This is a genomic window from Peribacillus sp. N1 (assembly GCF_054600815.1).
In genome coordinates this window covers 68,836-92,767 of record NZ_BAAHZO010000010.1, presented here as the reverse complement: position 1 = coordinate 92,767, position 23,932 = coordinate 68,836, and the positions used below count along the sequence as shown (strand labels likewise).

At 43.5% G+C, this 23,932-nt stretch carries 15 protein-coding genes; 3 read left to right on the top strand and 12 right to left on the bottom strand.

The features are described from left to right. Positions 1-188: 188 nt before the first annotated feature. Positions 189-1,487: a hemolysin family protein gene (locus ACYP5M_RS24940; RefSeq protein ID WP_459735664.1), complete on the bottom strand. Its 1,299-nt coding sequence runs from the start codon at positions 1,485-1,487 to the stop codon at positions 189-191. A 189-nt stretch (positions 1,488-1,676) separates the two neighbouring features. Continuing rightward, positions 1,677-2,123, bottom strand: coding sequence for a MerR family transcriptional regulator (locus tag ACYP5M_RS24935; protein ID WP_459735659.1), 447 nt, complete (start codon positions 2,121-2,123; stop codon positions 1,677-1,679). Positions 2,124-2,832: 709 nt separating this feature from the next. On the opposite strand from ACYP5M_RS24935, the gene ACYP5M_RS24930 reads away from it, so the two are divergent. Next, the gene (locus ACYP5M_RS24930; protein WP_101225711.1) at positions 2,833-3,258 is read left to right on the top strand and encodes a DUF4395 domain-containing protein; all 426 of its coding nucleotides are present in this window, start codon (positions 2,833-2,835) and stop codon (positions 3,256-3,258) included. 42 nt (positions 3,259-3,300) lie between these two features. On the opposite strand, the gene ACYP5M_RS24925 is transcribed toward ACYP5M_RS24930, so the two are convergent. The 4 genes from ACYP5M_RS24925 to ACYP5M_RS24910 all read right to left on the bottom strand — a co-directional run bounded on the left by ACYP5M_RS24925 (position 3,301) and on the right by ACYP5M_RS24910 (position 7,941). After that, positions 3,301-5,055, bottom strand: coding sequence for an FTR1 family iron permease (locus ACYP5M_RS24925; RefSeq protein WP_459735658.1), 1,755 nt, complete (start codon positions 5,053-5,055; stop codon positions 3,301-3,303). 80 nt (positions 5,056-5,135) lie between these two features. Continuing rightward, positions 5,136-6,428 (bottom strand): iron uptake transporter deferrochelatase/peroxidase subunit, encoded by a 1,293-nt coding sequence (gene efeB, locus ACYP5M_RS24920; RefSeq protein ID WP_459735657.1) that lies wholly within the window; start codon positions 6,426-6,428, stop codon positions 5,136-5,138. Continuing rightward, positions 6,429-7,274 carry an iron uptake system protein EfeO gene (gene efeO, locus ACYP5M_RS24915; protein ID WP_459735656.1) on the bottom strand — a complete coding sequence of 282 codons (846 nt, stop codon included), beginning with the start codon at positions 7,272-7,274 and terminating at the stop codon, positions 6,429-6,431. It lies immediately after the preceding gene. A 187-nt stretch (positions 7,275-7,461) separates the two neighbouring features. Continuing rightward, positions 7,462-7,941 carry a MarR family transcriptional regulator gene (locus ACYP5M_RS24910; protein WP_230178679.1) on the bottom strand — a complete coding sequence of 160 codons (480 nt, stop codon included), beginning with the start codon at positions 7,939-7,941 and terminating at the stop codon, positions 7,462-7,464. Between the two features lie 129 nt (positions 7,942-8,070). Between ACYP5M_RS24910 and ACYP5M_RS24905 the strand changes: the two genes are divergently transcribed. Then, positions 8,071-9,585, top strand: coding sequence for an MDR family MFS transporter (locus ACYP5M_RS24905; protein ID WP_101225706.1), 1,515 nt, complete (start codon positions 8,071-8,073; stop codon positions 9,583-9,585). 271 nt (positions 9,586-9,856) lie between these two features. Here the strand turns inward: ACYP5M_RS24905 and def are convergent, their stop codons facing one another. Then, positions 9,857-10,435, bottom strand: a complete 579-nt coding sequence (def, locus tag ACYP5M_RS24900; RefSeq protein ID WP_101225705.1) for a peptide deformylase — start codon at positions 10,433-10,435, stop codon at positions 9,857-9,859. A gap of 249 nt (positions 10,436-10,684) precedes the next feature. Between def and ACYP5M_RS24895 the strand changes: the two genes are divergently transcribed. Continuing rightward, complete coding sequence (locus ACYP5M_RS24895; RefSeq protein ID WP_101225704.1) at positions 10,685-12,418, top strand: AAA family ATPase; 1,734 nt, start codon at positions 10,685-10,687, stop codon at positions 12,416-12,418. Positions 12,419-12,798: 380 nt separating this feature from the next. Here ACYP5M_RS24895 and ACYP5M_RS24890 read toward each other — a convergent pair whose 3' ends face one another. The 5 genes from ACYP5M_RS24890 to ACYP5M_RS24870 all read right to left on the bottom strand — a co-directional run bounded on the left by ACYP5M_RS24890 (position 12,799) and on the right by ACYP5M_RS24870 (position 23,930). Continuing rightward, complete coding sequence (locus tag ACYP5M_RS24890) at positions 12,799-14,142, bottom strand: MFS transporter (protein WP_459735655.1); 1,344 nt, start codon at positions 14,140-14,142, stop codon at positions 12,799-12,801. Between the two features lie 109 nt (positions 14,143-14,251). Then, the gene (locus ACYP5M_RS24885; RefSeq protein WP_459735654.1) at positions 14,252-14,962 is read right to left on the bottom strand and encodes a 4'-phosphopantetheinyl transferase family protein; all 711 of its coding nucleotides are present in this window, start codon (positions 14,960-14,962) and stop codon (positions 14,252-14,254) included. Positions 14,963-15,064: 102 nt separating this feature from the next. Further along, positions 15,065-16,513 (bottom strand): DHA2 family efflux MFS transporter permease subunit, encoded by a 1,449-nt coding sequence (locus ACYP5M_RS24880; protein WP_459735653.1) that lies wholly within the window; start codon positions 16,511-16,513, stop codon positions 15,065-15,067. Then, positions 16,510-16,731, bottom strand: a complete 222-nt coding sequence (locus ACYP5M_RS24875) for an MbtH family protein (RefSeq protein ID WP_133352763.1) — start codon at positions 16,729-16,731, stop codon at positions 16,510-16,512. The genes ACYP5M_RS24880 and ACYP5M_RS24875 overlap by 4 nt, the downstream gene beginning before the upstream one ends. Next, positions 16,731-23,930 carry an amino acid adenylation domain-containing protein gene (locus ACYP5M_RS24870; protein ID WP_459735652.1) on the bottom strand — a complete coding sequence of 2,400 codons (7,200 nt, stop codon included), beginning with the start codon at positions 23,928-23,930 and terminating at the stop codon, positions 16,731-16,733. The genes ACYP5M_RS24875 and ACYP5M_RS24870 overlap by 1 nt, the downstream gene beginning before the upstream one ends. Positions 23,931-23,932: the final 2 nt, after the last annotated feature.

Here is a 23,932-nt window from a genome sequence, read left to right as displayed (position 1 = left end):
ATTCATTGCTCAAAGTCAATTTTAACATTTTCCAAGCTAAAATAGTTACCTACAGTGTTATTTTTAATGAATTCATTTTCCAATTAAGTAACAGTCTGCCTTGACCATTGTTCTAAACACCGAATAGACATCTTCATACATAATAAAAGCCGAAAGTTTCCACTTTCGGCTCTTGTTGTAATCCTGTTTTATTTAATCTTCTTCACTTCAACATATAAAACATGGTGGCCGTCCATTTCCTTTACAGTAAACTCATATCCGGCGTATTCGATTTTATCCCCGACAGCAATCTCGAATCTGCCTGTCAGGAACCAACCTCCCAATGTATCGATATCTTCCTCCGGCAAATCGATCGCAAGGGTATCATTGACATCTTCAACCAATGTTTTTGCGTCGAATACATAATGCCCTTCATCAATCTTTTGAATGAGCGGACGTTCATCCTGGTCAAATTCATCACGGATTTCCCCGACGATTTCTTCAAGTATGTCTTCAACCGTAACAAGACCGGCAGTTCCGCCATATTCATCAGTCAAAACAGCCATATGGATCCGTTCCTTCTGCATTTTCAGCAGCAAATCATGAATGGCGATCGTTTCAAGAACACGGATAATGGGTGTTACAAAGGAATCCACCGTCAAAGCTGTTACATTATCTTCTGTAATCGTCGCTGTATAAAGTCGCTTGATATTGACCATTCCCACGACATTATCTTTATCACCGTCTATGACCGGATACCTTGTGTATTGCTCTTCCTGAATCAGTTCAACAACTTCCAATAATGGCATGCCCTTTTCGATAACGGTCATTTCCGTACGAGGAACCATGATTTCATTGGCAATGCGCTCATCAAATTCAAATATCTGATTGACATATTTATATTCTGATTGGTTGATCTCACCGCTTTTATAGCTTTCCGATAAAATGATGCGCAGCTCTTCTTCGGAATGGGCCATTTCGGACTCAGACGCAGGCTTTAATCCGAACATGCCCGTCAGGAGACGTGCAGAACCATTCAGTAACCAAATGAATGGGTACAAAATGCGGTAAAAGAGGATTAGCGGCTTTGCAAATAGCAAGGTTACTTCTTCTGCCTTTTGAATCGCAACCGTTTTCGGTGCAAGTTCGCCGACAACAACATGAAGGAATGTTACAGAACCGAAGGCGATCAGGAACGAGATGATGTGGCCTACGGACTCCTCTAATCCCCATTTAGTGAACAATGGTTTTAAGATGGCCTCGACCGTCGGTTCACCCAATACCCCTAAACCTAAGGCGGTTACCGTAATCCCCAATTGACAGGCAGATAAGTATTCATCGATATGTGATGTCACTTTCTTGGCTGCAAGGGCATTTCTATGCCCTTCCTCAATCAATTGATTGATTCGGGAACTTCTGACTTTCACGATTGCAAATTCCGATGCAACGAAAAATGCGGTTAATGCTATTAATACAGCTACTGCTAATAATTTTATAAATATCTCCAATATGTGCGGGTTCGCCATATTGTGCCCATCCTTCTGACCTTCGGATTAGACATGTACGGCTAAATCCCAAGCACCTCCTGTATAAATGGTTATTTTCGTTTCAAAAAGCGATTTTTGCCTAATCAAAACCCTTTAGCCTATTTCGTTAATATGCACCTTTGTGCAAAAAACTATAGGGATAAATTTTAATCATACCAGCAACACTAGCAATGATTGGATTAAGGCCATGCTTTCGCGGGATATCTGTTTTTTTAGAAGAAGCTCACTTTTTCCGTCCTTTTCAATCAAGCTAATGAATTCCTGAAGTTCCTCGTTCAGGCCATCCATTTTATTCTTGAGTTGAAGACCTTTTTCCTCAATTGCTGATGCGTCTTCCTTATCCTTCTTAAGTAATTCTTTAATATCTTCCAATGAAAGGTTTTCTCTTTTGTATCCCTCGATACGGCGAAGTCTTTCAAGTTCACCGACTGAATAATAACGGTAATTAGAGGCGGAACGTTCTGCTTTAAGCAAGCCTAGGTTTGTATAATAATCTACAGTTCGTTTCGTAACATTCGCCATTTCCGCCAACTCGCCAATTTTTAAAGTCTCGTTCCCAACATAACCCCTCCTAACCGTCACGTGATGGTTTGACAAACTGAAAGTATGTCCTTTTCCTCCATGACGTTTTATTCTATTCCCTAATCGTACATTATTTTAATTGAAATGGAAAATATTTATTACCTCTTTACCCTTCATTGGAAAAACAAAAACCGATTAATTGAATAATCGGTTCAGACTGTAGACAAACTTGATATTAATTAAGTTTGCCTGCATTTTTGAGAGTGTATAAAATATGAACGTTGATTGGAACGTAGGGCACTCGCTTTCCGCGGGCGGTCCGGGAGCCTCTTCGGTTTGCCTGCGGGGTCTCCGTGAGCACGCTTTTCCCGCTAGAGCCTCGAACACCCGCTCCAATCAACTTTGTATGAAAAATTAATATGGAACCCCTTTTGTCTACAAACTCAAACCGATTAATGGTTTAATTTATGATCTATTCCACAGATTTATTTTTTTGTTTTAACTGAGAATTGATTGCTCAATATCTTAGGACCGCATTGGCAAAGGGCAGAATGCTTTAGCTTTTTTATTGGTGTTCCGCATGTTTCACAAACTTTTGCTACCATTTATACTGTCCTCCTCACTTTATTTGCTTGTTATACATATTATACTACTTTATTAATGATAATCAATACTAAATTAAAATTATTATAAATAAGGTTTTATCTTTAATTTGTTAGACTTCACATATGATTAAAATAAAGATAAAATATAAACAAAACATATCAGGAAGGTTGGTATTAGTATGACGAGTGAAATTCGTTCCATTCCCCGTCCTTTAGTACGAACGAATCAATGGGTCATTTTGTTAAGCGTAGCCACCGCCTTATTAACGGGACAAATGTGGATATTAGTGATTCCTTTAACTGCAGGACTTTTAGGTCTTCTCTTTAATTTCAATCCAGTAATGCGTCTCGCCAAGCTCTTTCTTAAAAAGAAACCCTCCGATTATATTCCTGAAGATCATTCACAGCAACAGTTCAACCAAGCAATAGCTGTCGTTTGCTTAGGACTTGGATTCATATCTTTTTTGCTGGGTTGGGATGTTACCGGTTATATATTCACCTTGATGGTCGGATTGGCTTCTCTCATAGCCATCCTTGGATTCTGCATCGGCTGCTTTATCCTTTATCAATGGAAGCAATATTCCTATCGCCGATCTATTCGCTAATACCATACACAAATGGGACTGACATGCATCAGTCCCATTATATTATTCGATTGTACGTAAGGAATTACTCTTTTTGACCCAAATGGTCGCCAAAACAATCAGCAAAATTAATACAGCTTGCGGCACCAGCGTTTCCATTGTTGGATAAAGACCTATCGTTTCTACAAACGGAAAGGAACTGATCGTATTTGTCTGTATCACCTGTGAAACCTGAAGTGAATGAATGGAGACTCCAAGAATCTTGAAAGCCAAGGCATATATGAGTACCGTAGCCGCTTTAAAGAATAGGGTCATCGGTAATTTCACACTATAGCGCAGCATGATGAAACCAATTACCACTAAAATGAGGAAGGCAAGGAAAATCCCGCTCAGCAGCTGCTTTAATTCCATATAAGGAGCCATACCGGCATAAAAGATAATCGTCTCGGCCCCTTCACGGAATATGGATAGAAAACTGATTAAAGCGAAAGAGACAATGCTTCCCGTCGCAACGGCTTGGTTCATTTGCTTGTCGATATACCGGTTCCATGCATGAACATTCGATTTACCATGAAGCCAAAGACCAATTGTCAACATCATCGATACGGCTATTATCCCAGTGATTCCCTCAATATATTCCCGGCTTGACGCAGCCGTAATCTGAGAGAAAACGATATTGATTATGACCGCCAATATGGAACTGGCAACTAAACCCGCACCAACCCCTGTCCAAATCCATTTTTGTTTCTCCGCTTGCCCGATTTTCTTTAGGAAAGACAGCAATGTAGCTACAATTAAGAGTGCTTCCAACCCTTCCCGCAAAAGGATCGAAGCGGCATCCCATGTCGTATAACCCGTATCATTAATTAAAGGGAGTAACCTTGTGTTTAAATCGGAAACGATTCCCTTCGCTTCCTCCGCTTTTACCTTTTTCGATTCTAATAGGCTGATTGCGGTCGGGACTTTCGTTTCCATATCGCTGTAAAGCTTGCTGTCCCTTGTGGAGACCTCCCCTTCGACATTAGGCCAAATTGTCAAGATCTCATTTAGCTGATCAACGGCAGAATCGATGTCACCCTTTTCAATATCCGTTGCACTTCCTTGTAAAAGTTGCGTTATATCCCCAAGGGAATAGGTATTCTCCTGGCTTCCCTCTTCAACTTTACCAGCAAGGAAATCCTCGATTAGGCCCTTCAATTCAGCTAGATTTTTTTGGGCTTTTTCCGAATCAGCTGGGTCTTGAGTAATCGCTATCCGCACAAAGGCCATTTTCGTTTCAAATTCACCATATGCAGCAACACTTTTCTCCCTGACAATGACCTCTGCGTCGGTCCATTGACTCAGAAGGCTGGTATATTGAACTTTAGCTTGATCAAAGTCACCTTCAGTTATCGAAGCTTCCAACTTATCTATTAAAGGAAGTATTGCTTCTAAGCGTTCTTCATAGTCCGTCTTGTCAACAGGGTTTTCGTTGGTATCATAAATAACAAGAGTACTGGATAATGCCGATAATCGCTTCTTGATTTCATCTGTGGAGGCTTCGTCTCTCACAGCACTTTTTACCGCAGAAAGCCTCTCGTCGACTTCCCTCGCCCTCTTGCTGTCCGTTTTTATCGTTTGCCAATCTTTCTCGAAAAGATCGATATTTTTCGATACTTCCTCAAGGTCTCCGGATTTTACCTTCATTAAACTATCGCCAATATAAACAAAAAGCTGATCATGGTTTTCACCCGCCGAAACAACCCTTACAGCCGTCGAAAGAAATAAAAGGCTGACGATTAAAACCAATATACCACTCTTCCATTTAGAAACGGTCATACTGGTCCCTCCTTATTCATGAACTAAAATCGCCAACTGGATAATTTCCATGCTGGCGATTTTCACGTCCTCATTTGAGATTATATTTTTCCAAAAAGGGAATCCCCAATATAGCCACCCTTTTTCACACCTGGTAAACAAGCGAACATGGCACTGCCCTTGTGAACGATATATTCGTTGAGCTTATCATTTTTCGCCAGTCGCTCTTGTATGGGAATGAATTGTTTACTTGGATTTCGCTGAAAACAAATGAATAGCAAGCCTGCATTGAAGCTCCCTGTTTTAGGATCCATTCCATCTGCATATGAATATGGACGCCTCAATATCTTTGCTTTTCCGTCCCCCCTGGAGAGACTCATATGCGAATCTTCCGGAATGACCCGATTTCCATTTGGATCTTTAGCTTCAAGGTCCACGGTATCGAACTCATTCTTCATTCCTAATGGAGCTCCACTGTCACGATGACGGCCAAACGTATTTTCTTGTTCTTTCAATATTGTCCGGTCCCAAACTTCAATGTACATCTGGATTCGGCGCACCACCATATAACTGCCCCCAACAAGCCAGTCAGGACCGTCCTCACCCTTCACCCAAACATGCTCATTCATTTCATTGAGATTATTCGTATCCGGATTGACAGTCCCATCCTTAAACCCGAAAAGGTTACGAGGTGTCGTTTTTTGTGAATCGGCTTGTTTAGTCCGTTGAAAACCTGTTTGTGCCCAATGAATGATCGTTTTCCCTCTTCCGATCCTCACTAAGTTCCGGACGGCATGAAAAGCCACTTGGAGATCATCTGCACATGCTTGAATACAAATATCCCCACCGCTCCATTCTTCTTCTAAAGCATCTAAAGGGAATTGAGGCAGATCCTTTAATTCTGCAGGCCTTTTCGATTTCAAACCAAATCGATCTTTGCCATCCTTCGAAAACAGGGTCGGACCCACTCCAAAAGTGATCGTTAAATTGGAGGGTGATAATTCTTTCGCTTCCCCCGTATCCTTTGGGGGCATATTCGTATTAAGTGATGCTTCACCAATCAAATTCCCCTCAGTCATCTGAGCCGCAGCCTCTGTCCAATCCTTAAATAACTGGATTAGGTCTGACCTTTTATCTGTGGTTACTTCCAATGATGCGAAGTAAAGGTTATCTTGCGCCTCAGTGGTGATACCGGCTTGATGTGCTCCATAAAAAGGAACGATATCCTTAGTTTGTCCCTTTGCCCTTTGTTCAGAAAGTGTCAGCAGCCCGCCAAATCCAGAAGCCCCTATCACGACTCCGATTCCACCAACTCCTGCCGTTTTCAACATATTTCGACGACTCACTTTTTTTGTAAAAAGTCCGGTTTCATCTTTAGGCGTATGTTCTTTCAATTAAGATTCCTCCGTTACAATCCCTATTTGCGAAAGTGGTTCAGCCAATGCATCAATTGCCTGACTTAACTCCTTGACTTCAGATTTCTTTAAATCCGTATATGAGATGTAGCCATCCCCTTCTTTATGCTTTTCAAGCAAGCCGTATACATCGTCAAAACGTTGTTGGATTTCCTCAGCAAGCTTCGCGTCCTTTTCTTTCAGCGCTGGAGTAAGCAGTTCATAGATCTTTTCTGCACCTTCAACATTTGCAACGAAATCATACAGGTCGGTATGGGAGTATCGGTCTTCTTCTCCTGTCACTTTGCTCGTGGAAACTTCATTCAATAAATCCACCGCACCCGTGATCAACAAATCAGGTGTTACCTCAACCGTTTCAACTTTGGCTCGAAGCAAATTGACGTCGCTCATTAATTGTTCTGCATACTTTTCGTAGCCCTTCGTTGTATTTTCTTGCCATAGCCCCATTTCAATCCTATGGTAACCGCCCCAGTCTTCATCTTTGACATCCCCTTCACGCGCATCGATTTTGGGATCAAGATCCCCAAATACTTCAGCGATTGGTTCCGCTCTCTCATAATGCATACGGGCTGGTGCGTATAATTCCTTCGCTTTTTCAATATCACCGGCAGATACGGCCTCAGTGAATTCTTCCGTTGCGTTTACGAACTCTTCTATTTCACCGATGGCATATTCCCGGTACTCGCTAGATACATCATCAAGCTTACTCGCACTTGCTTCTTTGGCATTATCATCTGCCGGCTTGGCTTCTTCCTTTTCCTGCGCACAGCCAAATAATAGGCTGGTTGATAGTAAGACCGCTAATGACGCCATTGCTTTTTTCATAGTGTATTCTCCCTTTGAAATGATTTGTAGATTCATATTAGCAGATAATGAAAATCATTATCAATATATATTTTACTGGAAACGTGACATTGTTCATTCTCTTTTAAATAAATTTCACTCTACTCCTTTTATTATTGATAAGAAACTGCCAGCTGGCTAAAAATAAAAAAGGCAGCCTGCATACCGGCTACCTTTCCCGCTCACTCATTAATTTGTCATTTTCTTTGTCCATGATTTTTGTGATATCCTCAACAAATTGATTGATCAATATTAGCTCTTGTTCATTATAAGATGAACATAACTCCTTGGTGGCCATAGAAAGCGATTGATAGTGCGATTTAATCTGTTCCTGCCTTTCGGGTATCGGTGCAATCATCACCCGTCTTCCGTCCAATTGATCTCGTTCTCTTTTAACATAACCGGATTTCTCAAGGCGATTGATCAGTGCCGTGACCGATCCCGTGCTCAATCCTGTAATTTTGGATAATTCACCGGCCGTAATCGGTCCAGTTTCATTCAATATTTCAGCACTCTTTAAGTCCGTATGGGATACACCTATTTTGTGGGCCATATTTTGTTGAAATAATACGGATCTCATTCCATACCGCTGCAATCTGTGTGTTAAGCTCTTTAGCAGAGCTCCATTCACCTTATTATCGCTTGACATAAAATGCCACCCCTTTTACACTTAAATTTATCTTGATTTTCAAGATAAATGTTTTGTTTCATCTTAACGTTTACCCTTCAACCATGTAAAGGAAATTCATGAGCTGGTTGATACGAAGGAGGAAAATAAATGAACGCTCAAAAGAAACAAAAATTCATTGTTGCCGGTTTACTATTGGGTATCTTGATGTCAGCAATGGATAATACGATTGTTGCGACTGCAATGGGAACGATCGTTTCTGATTTAGGCGGATTCGATAAGTTTGTATGGGTGACATCTGCCTATATGGTCGCCACGATGGCAAGTATGCCGATATTCGGTAAGCTTTCCGATATGTATGGAAGAAAGAGGTTTTTTATTTTTGGACTTATAGTCTTTTTAATCGGCTCCGCATTATGCGGCATGGCCCAGAGCATAGTGCAGTTAAGTATCTTCCGTGCAATCCAAGGGATAGGCGGAGGCGCTTTGATGCCTATAGCCTTTACGATCATTTTTGATATTTTCCCACCTGAAAAACGGGGAAAATTAACTGGACTTTTCGGTGCTGTGTTTGGGGCATCAAGCGTATTGGGACCACTTTTAGGCGCTTATATTACTGAATATTCCAGCTGGCACTGGATTTTCTACGTCAATGTTCCGATTGGGATCATTTCTTTATTTTTCATCTGGAATTACTACAAGGAGTCACCCAACAACCAAGAGCAAAAAATTGATTGGGGTGGCGCAGCAACACTCGTCATTGCCGTTATCAGCTTAATGTTCGCTCTCGAACTGGGCGGGGAGTATGGCTGGAGTTCCTCTCCCATCATAGGCCTGTTTGCCAGTTTTTTGGTTTTCTTCGTTGCATTTTTCTTTTTCGAAAAAAGGGCAAAAGATCCAATCATTTCATTATGGCTGTTTAAAAGGCGATTATTTGCCACTTCTCAGATCTTAGCCATTCTTTATGGCGGTACATTCATTATATTAACCGTCTATATCCCGATTTTCGTGCAGGCAGTTTACGGTGGTTCTGCAACGAATGCCGGATTGATCCTAACTCCCATGATGCTTGGTTCTGTATTCGGCAGTGCAGTTGGCGGGATATTCAATACAAAGACAAGTTTTCGCAACTTAATGACGGTTTCTGTCATCTGTTATTTTGCAGGAATGCTTCTATTAGGAACCATCACCCCTGATACCAGCAGGACTTTATTAACTTTGTATATGATTCTGACTGGATTTGGCATGGGCTTTTCCTTCTCCCTTTTGCCTATTGCGTCCATTCACAACTTGGAACCTAGATTCAGGGGGTCGGCCAACTCAACAAACTCATTCCTCCGTTCATTTGGGATGACACTCGGTGTAACGATTTATGGAGCGATTCAGACCAATGTATTCCAAAGTAAAATGACGGATGCATTTAAAGGAATGCAAGGAGGTCCGGATACAGCCGGCTTGATGGATGACCCACGTCAGCTCTTCCAATCGGATGCACGTGCCGAGATTCCGGACTTTATCCTGGATAAAATCGTTCATGCGATGTCCGATTCGATATCATTGATATTCACCTTGGCTCTCATTCCGATCGGTCTTGCAGCAATCACGGTATTCTTCATGGGTAAAACAAGAGTGGAAACACCTTCAAAAAAGGAATACTTACAATAAACAAAAAGCGCTGCGTTTGCAGCGCTTTTTGTTTTTCATCTCCCTTCTATAATAGGAAGTGAAGATACCGAGGTGAGAAGTTTGAAGGACGTATGTTTTGGAGACAGTTAAACCAGAGGCATTTCTTATATTAGGGTACATTATCCGAACTCTTAGCTAAGCTAACAGAACCTTGCCATACTCAGTGATCTGCACAAGCATATGGAAGAGGATATGCTTGTGCAGCCATAAAACAGTAAAAAGGCAAAGCATGTCGCTTTGCCTTTTTTCCTTACAGACTTTTCACTTCCACGTTTTCCGGAAGCTTGAAAGGGTTTTCGGTGTTGATCCGGTCATAAAACATCATCCCGTTTAAATGATCTAACTCATGTTGAAACACGATTGCAGCAAAGCCCTTCAGCCGCATCTCTATTTCCTCACCATTACCATCCAAAGCTTTGATTTTAACCCGTTCATAACGAGGTACATACCCCTTAATGTCACGGTCGACGGAAAGGCAGCCTTCACTTTGCGGTAAATAGATCATTGTGGCAGAATGGCTGATGATTTTCGGATTCACAAGGGCATATTCAAACAGCTTCCCTTTTTCATCGGGAAAATACATGACGAACATGCGTTTATTCAAGCCTATCTGATTTGCAGACAACCCAACTCCTTCACGTAAGTTGTACTTCTTTTGGAGTTTTGGGTCCTGGCTGTTTTTCAGGTATTGCATCATGCATTCCAACGTTTCACGATCTTCATCCGAAATCGGCAGGCTAACTTCATCCGTTACCTGACGCAGAATGGGATCACCTTCTCTAACGATATCCTTCATCGTAATCATATAGTCTTTTATAAATTTACTCATAGAACTTCACACTCTTCTACCATTTTATTTTTTCATGACTTAGACCATTTCACTTTAGCATTTCGCATTTAAAAAGTCTAATATGCCGGTTAGATTAAATATTTCTAAATTCCGGACTCTTTAAACTTTTGTAATAAATATTATTTCTTGACTTTAACATTATTTACCTTTAATTTAAGGCATAAAGACCTATAGATAACATGTTTAAAAATTTTATACTGAATATATATACTTAAAGGAGATGAAAAATTGAACTCGAACTCTAAATTAGTTTCGAAATTGCTGCCGTTCCTGACGGCTCTCATTGTGATAATTTCTGGAATCAGTTGGTATGTTGTTACTCAGTCAAAGGATATGGTCATTCCTTTTTCCTCGGTGGAAAAGACGATTAAAGCCCAAGATGGAGCCCTTGTCACCATTGAAGAAAAAAGAAATGGCACTCTTCACATCTCCACACCAGATGGAGAATACGTTTCCAGTATTCCTCCCAACAGTCAAATGATCAATAAACTTGTCGAAACTTATAACGTTCAATATTCTTTTTCATCAACTAATAAATCAGCATTATGGATTTTAGGCGGATTAATGGCGGCTCTCGTCACAACCGCTGTCATTATACAGAAAAAATCAAAGGGCGGATTGCGGATCGGCAGTAAAAAACAAAGCCTTTCCACCCCAAAGCCCCTGCCAGAGATAACTTTGGATGATGTAGGCGGTTTGCAATCCGAAATCAAACAGGAAATCCTGCAGACACTCACTACACTAAAGGAACCTGAGCGTTCAGCTAAAATTGGAATTAAGCCGCCTCAAGGCATTTTATTATACGGCCCCCCTGGAACGGGGAAAACCTTGCTTGCACAGGCAATCGCAAAAGAGCTTGGTGCAAACTTCTTCTCAACGAGCGGTTCAGCCTTCAACGAAATGTTTGTTGGAGTCGGTGCAGCCCGTGTCCGCAGCCTTTTCCAAAATGCACGTAAGCAATCGCCAGCTGTCATTTTCATCGATGAAGTCGACGCATTGGCTGGTAAAAGGAAAGCTCATGGCGGTGAAGAAGGCGAAAAAACGTTAACTGAACTGCTAGTGCAATTGGATGGGGGCCATCCAAATGAAGGGATTTTATTCATTGCAGCGACCAACCGGAAAGATATGCTCGATGAGGCATTTCTACGTCCAGGCAGGATCGATTTCTCTTTCCAAGTTCCACTTCCGGATACACAAGGAAGAAAGGAAATCATCAATATCCATACGAAGGGTAAGCGTCTGGCGACAGATGTCCTTGCTTCCCTGGATGAGTTGGCTGAAAGTACATCCGGTTTCTCCGGTGCTGACTTAAGCTCCCTGTTCGATACTGCATCACGTCATGCCCTGAGGAATGAACAGGATATGATTCGTAAACAGGATCTTGATTACGCCATTGATCGCACGATACTTGGAGCGACATCACGTACCTTGAATGATGTGGATACGAAGCGTCGCGTGGCCATCCATGAAAGTGGACATGCCCTGATCGCAGCTTTGACAAAGCCCGGTTCCGTTCGAAAGGCAACCATCATTCCGCGTGGGGAAGCCCTTGGGTATGTAGCGCCAATACCTAAAGAACTCCATCTGGCAACAGCCAGTGAATTGCTTGATCAAGTCAAAATGATTTTAGCAGGCGGCGTGGCGGAAAGAATGTATTTAGGAGAACATAGCATCGGTGTAGGCGGGGATGTGCAGCAGGCGAAACATCTACTTGAACAAATGGTCGATACCGGAATGCTTCAAGATGGATTTACCCTCACCTTTAATAAAGGCGAGAAGGAGCAAAAGATGCAGGAATTATTCACGAAAGCGATTTCTGAAACGGAAATGTTGATTGACTCGAATCGCCTACAGTATGAAGAGCTTGTTGAAGAGTTATTGAAAAAAGAAACACTTGAGGGATCTGAAGTTCAGCGTATCGTTGATGCAGCAGAAATAACCAGCATATGCTCGAATGCATAATACTCTTTTCCGCTGAGTCTTAAGACCTAATATTTAGAGCCTGTTTTCAATAAAACAGGCTCTTTTTTTTGACCATATACGGAAGCAATCCGCAAAGCAGAAATGAATGCTGGGAAATTAACCAGATCCTTTACGGTTTTTCCTGCCCTTGCTGCTGCAATCCAAAGAACAATATTTGCTATTTGCCTTTCTTGGTTTGTACTTCTTCCCGCATTGACTACATTTCTTTAATTCATATTTTATGTAGGCTGTCCCTTTACAGATCTGGGAACAGTATTTAGCATTTTCGTTATAACTTTTAAATCCACGACCACATATCTGGCAAACGAAATTGGCCATTATATATCCTCCATATCACGCTAACGAACATTAGCCTTCTATCAATCTATCTTTTCGTACCGTTGTTGGAACTCCAAGGTCCTCGAACTGTTGTATTTATCCTGAATGAAAATTATTGCCACTGCTGCAATTAAGGCTGGAAGTGCAAAACTGATGAAATTCATATAAATGGGCAACTTTAACTCTATTAATACTCCGCCAATCGAAGGTCCCAGAATGGCACCGAACCTGCCGATTCCAAGTGCCCAGCCAAGTGCGGTCGATTTAATATAAGTTGGATAGAAAGTTGAAATATATGCATTGTTTAAATTTTGCGATCCTATGGATGCCGCCCCTGCTACTGCAACCAAGAAATATAAAACGATTGTTCCCGGTTTAAAACCAAGTAAAATTAAACAAATGGCGCCAAACGTAAATAAACTGATGAGAACTCTTTTCGACCCAATCCGATCCGCTAACCATCCTCCGCATATCGACCCAATTATCGCCCCGATATTCAAGGAAAAAAGGAATAGCAAACTGGACTTTAGTGGATAACCTGCTTCAACCATCAATTGAGGCAACCAGGTTCCCAATCCATAGACCATTAATAATCCCATGAAACAAGCAATCCAGAACATGATGGTAGTTCTTCCTCGCCGGTTTTCAAATAGCTTGACTACAGGGACGCCCGTCGCTGATTTTAAATCATTTTTGAATCTATCATGTTCATGAGGGACATAGGAAGGGTCCAAGCGCTTCACTATCGCTTTAGCCTTTTTATATTCTCCATTTTCAACATAATAATAGAGGGATTCGGGTAAGTATTTAATTAAAAAGGGTATCGATACTAGCGGAATGGCACCTATGAAAAACATCCACTGCCAACCTAGATCCGGAATCACTTTCATTCCTAATAGCGACACCAAAATGCCTCCGATCGAATAACCGCTAAACATGACGCCCACCATTATATTTTTAATGGACTTAGGTGAATATTCCGAAGTAAGAACGACCAACAATGGAGGAATCCCCCCAAGGCCCACCCCAGCCGTAAACCGGTAAATTGCAAAATCAACCGGCCCTTGAGCAAAACCTGTCAATAACGTAAATGTGCCAAAAAGTGCGACACAAGAAATGATCATTTTCTTCCTGCCCACTTTATCTGCTAAAATCCCGCAAAATAGTGAACCTATCAGGCCACCTACCAAAGTTAAACTTCCAATCAGGCCCAAAACGCTTGGCGCTGTATCCCATTCTTCAACTAAACTCGGTATGACCGCTCCATAAACTACAAGATCAAAGCCATCAAAAAGAATAAGAAAAATGCACCATAGTAAAACGGAAAGATGGAATGAGTTAAATTTACTACCCTCGATAACGTGTGCTATATTAATATTCCGCAAATTCCATACCTCCGTATTCGATAGTTTCCACTGCCATACCAAGCCGCCGAAAGCCAATGGAATACTACCGTATTTTCATTTGAAACACCTTTAATCCGTGTTCTCTCATTCAAGAGTGATCTATCAGACCCTCACAAATTTGATGAAAAGTGACTGATCTGTGGTGATCCTTAAAACTATTGGCACTCACCTGATATGCACAAACGGCAAGCCGATACTCGCTGTCTACCTGATACTGCCTACAGGTGAAGTCCGTTATTGGTATATTGCCATGTAGATCAGTTAACTGAATGTCTTCCATGCCATGCCGTCTCACATTAAAGCTGTGCAAAGGTATGGATAAGCCCTTACCTTTTGCTTTGATATAGCTTTCCTTCAAAGTCCATATATCATAAAAGGAAGAAAGTCCGTCCTCTGCTTCCAATACTTGCTTATACTCTTCTTCCGTAAAGAAACCCTTGGCCAGCTGTAAATCAAACGGCCCAACTTTCTCTATATCCACTCCCACTTCTGCATCATGCACGGCACAAACCACATACTCACCGGAATGGGAAATATTATAATGGAACGATGGAAAATTGGATAAAAAAGGCTTCCCATATGAATTTGTCATCCAATCCAGTCCTTCCTTAACTGGACCGTATCGTTCTTTAAGAACAAACCGTACCAACAAATCCCCTATAAAGGAACGGTACGCATCATCCAACTTGACGAACCTTTTCACCCGATTTTGCCTTTCGGCTGAAACATGGACAAGCAGCTTATTTAAGTCGGACTCCTCTTTCTTTAGAGGCAATTTACATATATATAATTCAACCATTTCTCCTGCCCCTTCCCCTTACTGCTGCAAAATGAAGGGGAGGCCACTGGTTAAAATCACAGTGACCTCCCTCTACCCGATACATTAACTGAATGAGTGAACTTACCCGCTTTTGACCGGTTTTACATCAAGGGAATTAGCCCTGTCCTGTTTCGGTATGATGGCCTTAAAATCATCCTTCCTCAAGCGCATCGCAAATAATAGGGCTATGACGAGCAAAACGGCAGAACCGAAGAGAGCGAATTGATAGGATGATAAGTCAACATGCCCATTCGTTCCCATCGTGTCAGCGCCCACTGCCCCCAGGATGCTGGCTAGGATGGCGACACCCATCGCAGAGCCAATCCGGTTTTGAACATTGAACAATGTGGCGGCCATCCCCATCGAAGCCGAGTTGATATTAGTGAAAGTTGAGTACTGTATGGCCACAACTGTATGTCCCAAGCATACACCGACGCTAAATAATAGGGCCCGAAGGAACCACGGGTTGGCCGTCGGTCCCAGAAGGCTAATCAAGGTATAAATGATGATTGTGCTAAGCAGCCCCATCCGGATCACCTGATGTATGCCCAGTTTCTTTGTAGTTAAAGGCAGCATCCGGGATGCCACCATCAAACCTATGGCTTCCGGGAATGTCGTCAGACCGCTTTCCAAGGCTGAGGCATGAAGCGCACTTTGATACATTAACGGGAACACAAAGAGCATCCCCAATAAGCCGGCCATTGAAAATAATGAGATGATGCCCAATGTCCGAAACAATCGATCGGATAATAAACGCAAATCAAGCATCGGCTTGTCCACTCGCAGTTCCAATAGAATAAATGAGAGAACAAGAACTGCACCGATAATTCCTGTATACACGATAACCGGGGAGTCCCATCCTTTGGATGGACCTATGTTCATTGCATACATCAGCATCGAAAAGCCTGCAGCTGACAGCAGGAATCCCGGAAGATCCAACCTGCCAGCCGTGGGCTCTTTATGTTCTTTTAAAAACAGTACACCGATTAACAGGACCATAATCCCGAAAGGAACATTTATATAAAATGCCCAGCGCCAAGACAGCTGCTCCGTGAAGAACCCGCCAACGATCGGACCAATGGCTGGTGCGAATGCAATGGGAAGCACAAGGGAACGGGAAACCTTTGGCCGTTCTTCCGCAGAGAACGTTCTAAATAAAATCGCCATTCCCACCGGTGTCAGGACCCCGCCTCCAGCCCCCTGCAAAACCCTGAACAAGTTCAAGGTTTGCAGATTATTGGCAAATCCGCATAGAAAGGAGGCAGCCGTAAAGACACCCAATGCAATCAAGAAGATCTTCTTGGTCCCAAAACGATCCCCAAGCCAACCCGCTACCGGAAGGAAGACAGCCAGGCTAACTAAATATCCAATATTAATGCCACTGGTTGAAGAAGGATCAAGTTTAAATTCATTACTGATTGTCGGGAGGATCACATTGACAATCGTCCCGTCCATCGAAACCATGAACATCGCTATGACATAAACGATGCACACTACTATTTTAGGGTCTAGCTGTATCCTGGATTTCACTTTGTTCCATCACTGCTGGCAACTAGTTTTAAACTATTGGGCAGCAAATCCGTCCAGTTTTTGTTGATATATTCCAAGCAATCCTGCCGGCTTTCCTCCCGATATATGACGGACCAGCCTTCTGGAATAACCAAAAAGGCGGGCCAAAGGGAATGTTGACCTTCTTCATTTATCAATACATGGTAGATGCCATTTTCATTTTCGAAAGGGTTGGTCATCAGATATGTCCTCCTTCATTATTTCTTGCTAGCTTCTTCATGGTGGATAGTTTGGCAGCGATCACCTGGCCAATTTCAGCAAGCGGTTCCGGCTGGCACATATCCTTATGGCGGCATTCAATATTATGCTGTTCAATCAATCCATGGATATATGGGTTCCATGAATCTGGATAAATGGGATCAAACCAATCCGGGATGATCGTCGACCTGAAGAACAGCACATTCCCCTTAAAGGTTGTAGGTTGATACTCACCCATGATTCGGACTGAATTTACATATGTCTCTTTAAGGTTAAGGATCGTTTCTTCTTCTAGACTAGCCAATGCACTGCCATCTCGACGGAGAATTTCTATGGCACTGGCATTATCCAATGGCTGGTCTCCTAAACTATCAGGATCATAACCTCCCAATGCCAGCAATGCGATCAAAGCCTCCTCATCATCCGGAGCCTCTTTCATTGGCAAGAAGTGACTTGGATATGCATCGAGGATTGCCACCAGGCGTACGTCCTCTCCCTCATTTTGCAATTGAGTGGCCATTGCATGAACGACATTGCCTCCGAGTGACCATCCCAATAGATGATAAGGTCCTTCCGGCTGGATTGTCCGTAACTGATCGATATAGTCCGCCGCCATTTCAGTCAGCGTTTGCGGTAGTAGCTCCCGCTGTGATATTCCTCGTGCTTGTAACCCATAGATTGGGTAGTCAGGCCCCAGTGCATTCATTAACCCAGCATAGCACCAGCTTAGTCCTCCAGCCGGATGTACACAAAACAGCGGAAGTTCCGGCCCGTTTTTCCTAAGCGGCAACAGGACGTCCAAAGCACTTTTGCTCGTGCCCATTTCAAGCCGTTCAGCGAGCCCTGCAACAGTCGGAGCCTCGAATAGGTTACCAATACTCAATTCAACGCCAAGTGCTTCACGTATTTTGCTCATCAAATGGACGGCAAGCAGCGAGTGGCCACCAAGATCAAAAAATCCATCATCTATTCCGACATGGGGCAAATCGAGAACCTCCTTAAAAAGGTCGCACAGAATCTCTTCCTGTGGAGTTCTCGGTCCTCGCCCTGATTGATTGGAACCGAATTCCGGCGCCGGCAATGCCTTGCGATCCAGCTTACCATTCGGTGTCAAAGGCAATTCACCCATTTCAACAAAGGCTGATGGCACCATGTAATCCGGTAGGCTGTTTGCAACAAATTGACGTACATGTGCCGGATCGAAGGTGACATTTGACGCAGACACTACATATGCGACCAGACGCTTATCACCCGGATTGTCTTCACGAACCACTACCGCAACTTGTTCAATATGGGCATGCTGAGCAACCAATGCCTCGATTTCACCCAATTCAATACGGAATCCGCGGATTTTAATCTGATGATCGGCCCGGCCTATATAATCCAAAGATCCGTCTACAAGCCAACGGGCCAAGTCACCGGTGCGGTACATTCTGCTGCCTGTTGAACTGAATGGGTTGGCAACAAAACGGTCAGCCGTCAAACCTGGTCGGCCTAAATAACCACGGGCCAGACCAGGTCCGGAAACATAAAGTTCTCCAACTACCCCTGGCGGAACTGGCTGTAAGCTTGCATCCAACACATACACGCCCAGATCGGGAATGGCACAGCCAATCAGGCTATTTGCTTTTATGGATGTTATATTCCGATTAAGCTCAAGATAGCTGACATGAACGGTGGTTTCCGTTATTCCATACATGTTGATGAGATATGGCGCATTTTCCGGATGGCGACTGTACCAATCCTCCAAACGGCTCAGTTCAAGTGCCTCCCCGCCATAAATCACGAAGCGTAATTTAATGTCCTGCCCTAGTGCCGGCATTTTCCGATCAGCCTGCATCAATTGATAAAATGCTGATGGTGTCTGGTTCAGTACCGTTACTCCTTCTTTAACAAGCAGTTGTAAAAATTCTTCCGGTGACCGGCTGATGGAATGAGGGACGACCACAAGCTTGCCTCCGTGAAGTAAAGCTCCCCAAATCTCCCAAACCGAAAAGTCAAAGGCATAAGAGTGGAACATCGTCCACACATCTTCGGAATTGAAATGGTACCAATGTTCCGTCGATCCAAAAAGTCTGATTACATTCTGGTGCGGGACCACTACTCCTTTTGGTAAACCGGTGGATCCGGAAGTATATATGATATATGCCGAATTTAAAGGTGATAACGGGTGAATGCGATCACGATCCGTTGGATTGAGGATTGAGTGATCTGCCAATTCTTCTATCGTACTGGCTTCATCCATTATGATTTGCCTGATATCATGCATCTCAGGAAGCTTGGAAGCTACACCCGAACTCGTTAGAACACAAGCAGGCTGAGCATCAGACAGCATGAACGTTAACCGATCATTTGGATATTCAGGATCTAAAGGCAAATATGCAGCTCCTGCCTTGAGTACAGCCAGCAATCCTATAACCATTTCCAATGATCTAGGCATGGCCAATGCAACGAATTGCTCTGGCCCTACACCTTTAGCAATCAATAGATGGGCTAGCTGATTCGCTTTTTTGTTTAACTCATCATAAGTCAATGAAGTGCCCTCATATACCAATGCAATATTGTGAGGATACTGGCTTACCCGTTCTTCCAGTAATGCAGGTAAGCTCTTATGCGGTATTTCTTCGGAACTTCCATTCCAATCCACAAGGATTTCCTGGCGCTCTTCAGGTGACATTATTTCCAAATGTCCAATTTGCCGGTCCGGTTCCGAAATGGCGCCGTCCAACAATTTTATTAATCGATTTATTAGCATCTCGGCGGTCTCACGCTTAAATAGATCTGTACTATATTCAAGGAAGCCGTTTATCCCATCCGGACTGCCATTTTCAGCATGGTCTTCACGTAATTCGATCGTCATATCGAACTTTGATGCCCCTACGCCATATAACTTCAGGTTGGAGTGTATCCCTGGAAGCTCCAATTTCGGATCAGGCGTATTCTGCAGCGCCAGCATGACCTGGAATAATGGATGCCTAGATCGAGAGCGGACTGGATTCAACACTTCTACCAAACGCTCAAAAGGCAAGTCTTGATGCTCATAGGCATTTAAATTAACCCTTCGCACCCTGTCAAGAAGTTCACGGAAAGTGGGGTCACCGGAAGTATCCGTCCGTAACACCAATGTGTTGATGAACATTCCTACAAGATCGCTTAAGGCATCGTCACTTCGGCCTGCTATCGGACTTCCGATTGGGATATCGTTACCTGCCCCAAGGCGAGTGAGGAGTGCCGACAGTCCAGATTGCAAGACCATGAATAAGCTGACGCCATTATCATGGGCCAAATCCAGTAAACGTCGATGCATTTCAGGATTGATTGAAAAGTCTACGGTTTCACCTTTATAACTAGCTTCAAGCGGCCGCGGATAATCAGTGGGCAATTCCAATTGATCCGGCAGATTAGCCAAAGTCTCTTTCCAGTATTCCATTTGTTCAATGGCTAAACTGGATTCATCACCCTCACTACCTAAAAGGCTTTCCTGCCAAAGAGCATAATCGGCATACTGTACAGGCAACGGAGGCAGGTTAGGTTCTTCACCTTTACATCGCGCCACATAAGCTGCCGTTAGATCGCGGGTTAGCGGTGTCAGGGACCACCCATCTCCTGCAATATGATGTAATAATAAAACCAATACATGCTTGTTGGGGGCCATTGTGAAAAGCTGCGCACATATGGCCGGTTCTTTTGCAAGATTGAAACTATATCGTGCAGCTGTAGCGATTTCCGCTTCAAGTTCGGACTCTTTGATGTGCGATACCAACAATTCCACTTGTGCTTCGGAGGCATCCAGCACATATTGATGAGCAGTGCCCGAGGTGACAGGGAAAAGCGTGCGCAACGTTTCATGACGTTCGACTACATCATTGATCGCAGCCTCGAGTGACCTAGTATCTATTTCACCGGACAATTCAACAACCAGCGGAATATTGTACGTTGGACTAGGCCCTTCAAGACGGTGAAGGAACCATAATCGCCTCTGTGCAAAGGAAAGGGGCACCGTTTCCGGCCTCTCGGCTTTCTTTACAGGTAACCTTGCACTTTTTCCATTGGAAAGCTGTTTAACAAGGCCCGAAACTGTTGGTGTTTCAAACAGTTTACCAATGCCTATTTCGACTCCGAATGTATCTCTGATTCGAGCCATCAGTGTTGAAGCAAGAAGGGAGTGACCGCCTAAATTAAAGAAGCTATCATCGATACCGACCCGCGAAAGACCAAGAACCTCGGCAAAAAGATCGCTCAATATTTCCTCCTGCGGTGTTCCAGGGGCCCGATTTGATACAAGTGCAGTGAGGTCGGGCACGGGCAATTCTTTCCGGTTAAGCTTTCCATTTGGTGTCAATGGCAACTCGTCCATCGTTATGATCGCGGAAGGCACCATGTATTCCGGTAGACTGCTGCCTGCAAATTCCCGAAGTTCAACAGATTCCGGTGCCGTTTTCAAAGAAGGGACGATATAGGCCACGACACGTTTATCTCCAGGCTGATCTTCACGAACAATGACTGCAGCCTGGTCAACGTCAGGATGCTGGGTAAGTTTCGCTTCAATTTCACCCAATTCGATACGATAACCCCGAATTTTGATTTGATGATCGGCCCGGCTGATATAATCCAATGAGCCATCTTCTCTCCAACGAACAAGATCGCCGGTTCGATACATGCGGCTACCCTTTGGACCATTCGGATTAGCGACAAACCGCTCAGCCGTTAAATTCGGGCGGCCTAAATATCCACGTGCAAGCCCTAAACCTGCAATATATAACTCCCCTACAGTCCCTTTAGGAACGGGCTTCAAAGCTGCATCCAGCACATATACCTGTGTATTCCAAAGGGGCTTGCCGATCGAGGGCATACCGCTCTCGTTCGGATCAAGGGTAATCGATGATGACCATATTGTCGTTTCCGTCGGCCCGTACAGATTCGTCACTTCACATCCTAATTCATGTAAAGCGTTTGTCAGGCTGATCGAAAGTGCCTCTCCTCCTACTAGCACCCTGAAATTCTTTATCACATCAGGATAATTCGCCACAAGTGAATGCCAAAGCGTTGGTGTGGCCTGCATGATGCTTATCTCATGTTGAACGATCATCTCGGACAAAGTTCTAGGGTCTTGAATCGTTTCCTTAGCAGCTATGACACAGCTTGCTCCGTTCAAAAGCGGCAGGAAAATTTCCAAGCCTGATATATCAAAGGCAATGGTTGTAACCGCAAGGAGCCGATCGCGATGGTCCAATGAAAATTCGTTTTGCATTGAATAAAGGAAATTGATAACGCTTGCCGCTTGAATCACGACACCTTTTGGCTTCCCTGTAGAACCCGAAGTGTAGATCATATAAGCCGGGTTAAGCGGGGACATCGCTCCATTCCTTTGTTCATCCTCCACATTTATATCCGGCTGATTCCCCAGCGCAATAATGGTCTCTTCCTCATCCAACACGATGTGCTCCGTTCCATGGGCCCCGGATAGTTTTGAAGATAATTCTTCACTTGTAATGATGGAAGATGGCCTTGCATCATCAAGCATGAAATCGATTCGATCCGTTGGATAATCCGGGTCTATAGGTAAATAGGCCGCTCCTGTCTTTAACACAGCCAACATGGAAATGACCATATCCACCGAACGGTTCAGGGCTATAGCAACGAATTTCTCAGGTCCTATCCCCTTCTCCAAAAGGAGATGTGACAGTTGATTGACCCGCCTGTTTAATTCCTTATATGTAAGAACCGTGTTTTCATCGATTACAGCTGTCCAATCAGGGGTTTTTAACACTTGGTCCTCGAACAATCCAGGTAAATGTCCTTTTGGAAGCTCTGTTTCCGTTCGATTCCATTCATGCAGGACTTGCTGCTGTTCCTCAGGTAAAAGCAGTTCAATTTCCCCAATTGATTGGACATTCTCTGCAGCAGCAACCATTTCAAGTAAACTCAGGAAACGCTTATGGTGAGTACTCAAATCTTCAATAGTATATACCTCTGGGTTTGCATCTAAATCAATCCTTAGCCCGTTTCCATCGGACTTGTCATAAATGTTAATCGACAAATCATCGACAGGACCTGTTGCCAGCTTATGTGTGATCGCTTTACTTCCTGAAAAGTCCAGACCATAATCAAACGGCATAACATTAATTTGAGGCCCGAATAATCGCTGATTATCACCGAGCAGTTTAAGGTCTCGACGCAATTCTTCATGTCTGTAATTTTGATGACGGCGGATGGTACGGACTTCCTTCGACACTTGCTTCACTAACTCTTGAAAACTCATATCAGGCTGTACAGACAACCGGAGTGGCAGCAGATTCATGACCATACTGGGGATGTTCAATGAGGAAGATCCCAACCGGCCCATCATCGGTAAACTCAGGATGACATCTTTTGAGCCTGTCAATCGATTTACGTAAACGGCCGTTACTGCAATCACCACTTCATGCCAGCTTCCTGAATATTTATGTGCATTCGCTTTTAAAGATATTGTAGCTGCAGATGATAGATAACCCGTTTGACTAATGAATCCTTTAGAAGTCCGAGGAGCTCGATCAGCCAGGCTCATGACCTCTGGCTGATCAGCAAAACGATCTTGCCAAAACTTGCGATCAAGTTCGAACTTCTCGGATTTTCTGTACGCCTTATCTTCCTCAAGAAGTAAATGTAAAGGAGCGAAGGCACCTTCCGCCAAAATCTGACCCTTCTGAAGAGCCGTATATAGTTTGGCTACTCGTTGCGAGATAAGTGAAAATCCAAAAGCATCCATTACAATATGGTGAATGCGCTGATACCAGAAAAAGTGATCTGAATCCACTTTGAACAAGGCTTGATTGAAGAGTGGATCATTTTTCAGGTCAATCGGTTGAGCCAGGTCTTTTTTCATCCATTGCATAGCCTTTTCCCGTGGGTTTTCCTCTCCACTGACATCGATGAATTCAAAAGGAACTTCGCTCGATTTTCCGCTGACCTGAAACGGTCCACTATGATCCTCACCAAAGCGGACGTGTAAAAACTCCGCCTCCATGACCGCCTGTTTCAGCGCCTTTTCAAAATGTTCTATATTAATCCGTCCATTGATTTCTATGTATTCCCCTGTGTTATAAATCGGATTATCCGGCTCCAGCTGCTGGGCAAACCAGATACCGGATTGCGCGCCGGACAATTGCCAGCGCACATCTTGGTCCTGAATATTAAGCACTC

Excerpts from the sequence above, each read along its gene's own strand:
- ACYP5M_RS24930 (WP_101225711.1), top strand. The coding sequence starts at position 2,833 with ATGACGAGTGAAATTCGTTCCATTCCCCGTCCTTTAGTACGAACGAAT.
- ACYP5M_RS24925 (WP_459735658.1), bottom strand. The coding sequence starts at position 5,055 with ATGACCGTTTCTAAATGGAAGAGTGGTATATTGGTTTTAATCGTCAGC.
- efeO (WP_459735656.1), bottom strand. The coding sequence starts at position 7,274 with ATGAAAAAAGCAATGGCGTCATTAGCGGTCTTACTATCAACCAGCCTA.
- ACYP5M_RS24910 (WP_230178679.1), bottom strand. The coding sequence starts at position 7,941 with ATGTCAAGCGATAATAAGGTGAATGGAGCTCTGCTAAAGAGCTTAACA.
- ACYP5M_RS24905 (WP_101225706.1), top strand. The coding sequence starts at position 8,071 with ATGAACGCTCAAAAGAAACAAAAATTCATTGTTGCCGGTTTACTATTG.
- def (WP_101225705.1), bottom strand. The coding sequence starts at position 10,435 with ATGAGTAAATTTATAAAAGACTATATGATTACGATGAAGGATATCGTT.
- ACYP5M_RS24885 (WP_459735654.1), bottom strand. The coding sequence starts at position 14,962 with ATGGTTGAATTATATATATGTAAATTGCCTCTAAAGAAAGAGGAGTCC.
- ACYP5M_RS24875 (WP_133352763.1), bottom strand. The coding sequence starts at position 16,731 with ATGACCAACCCTTTCGAAAATGAAAATGGCATCTACCATGTATTGATA.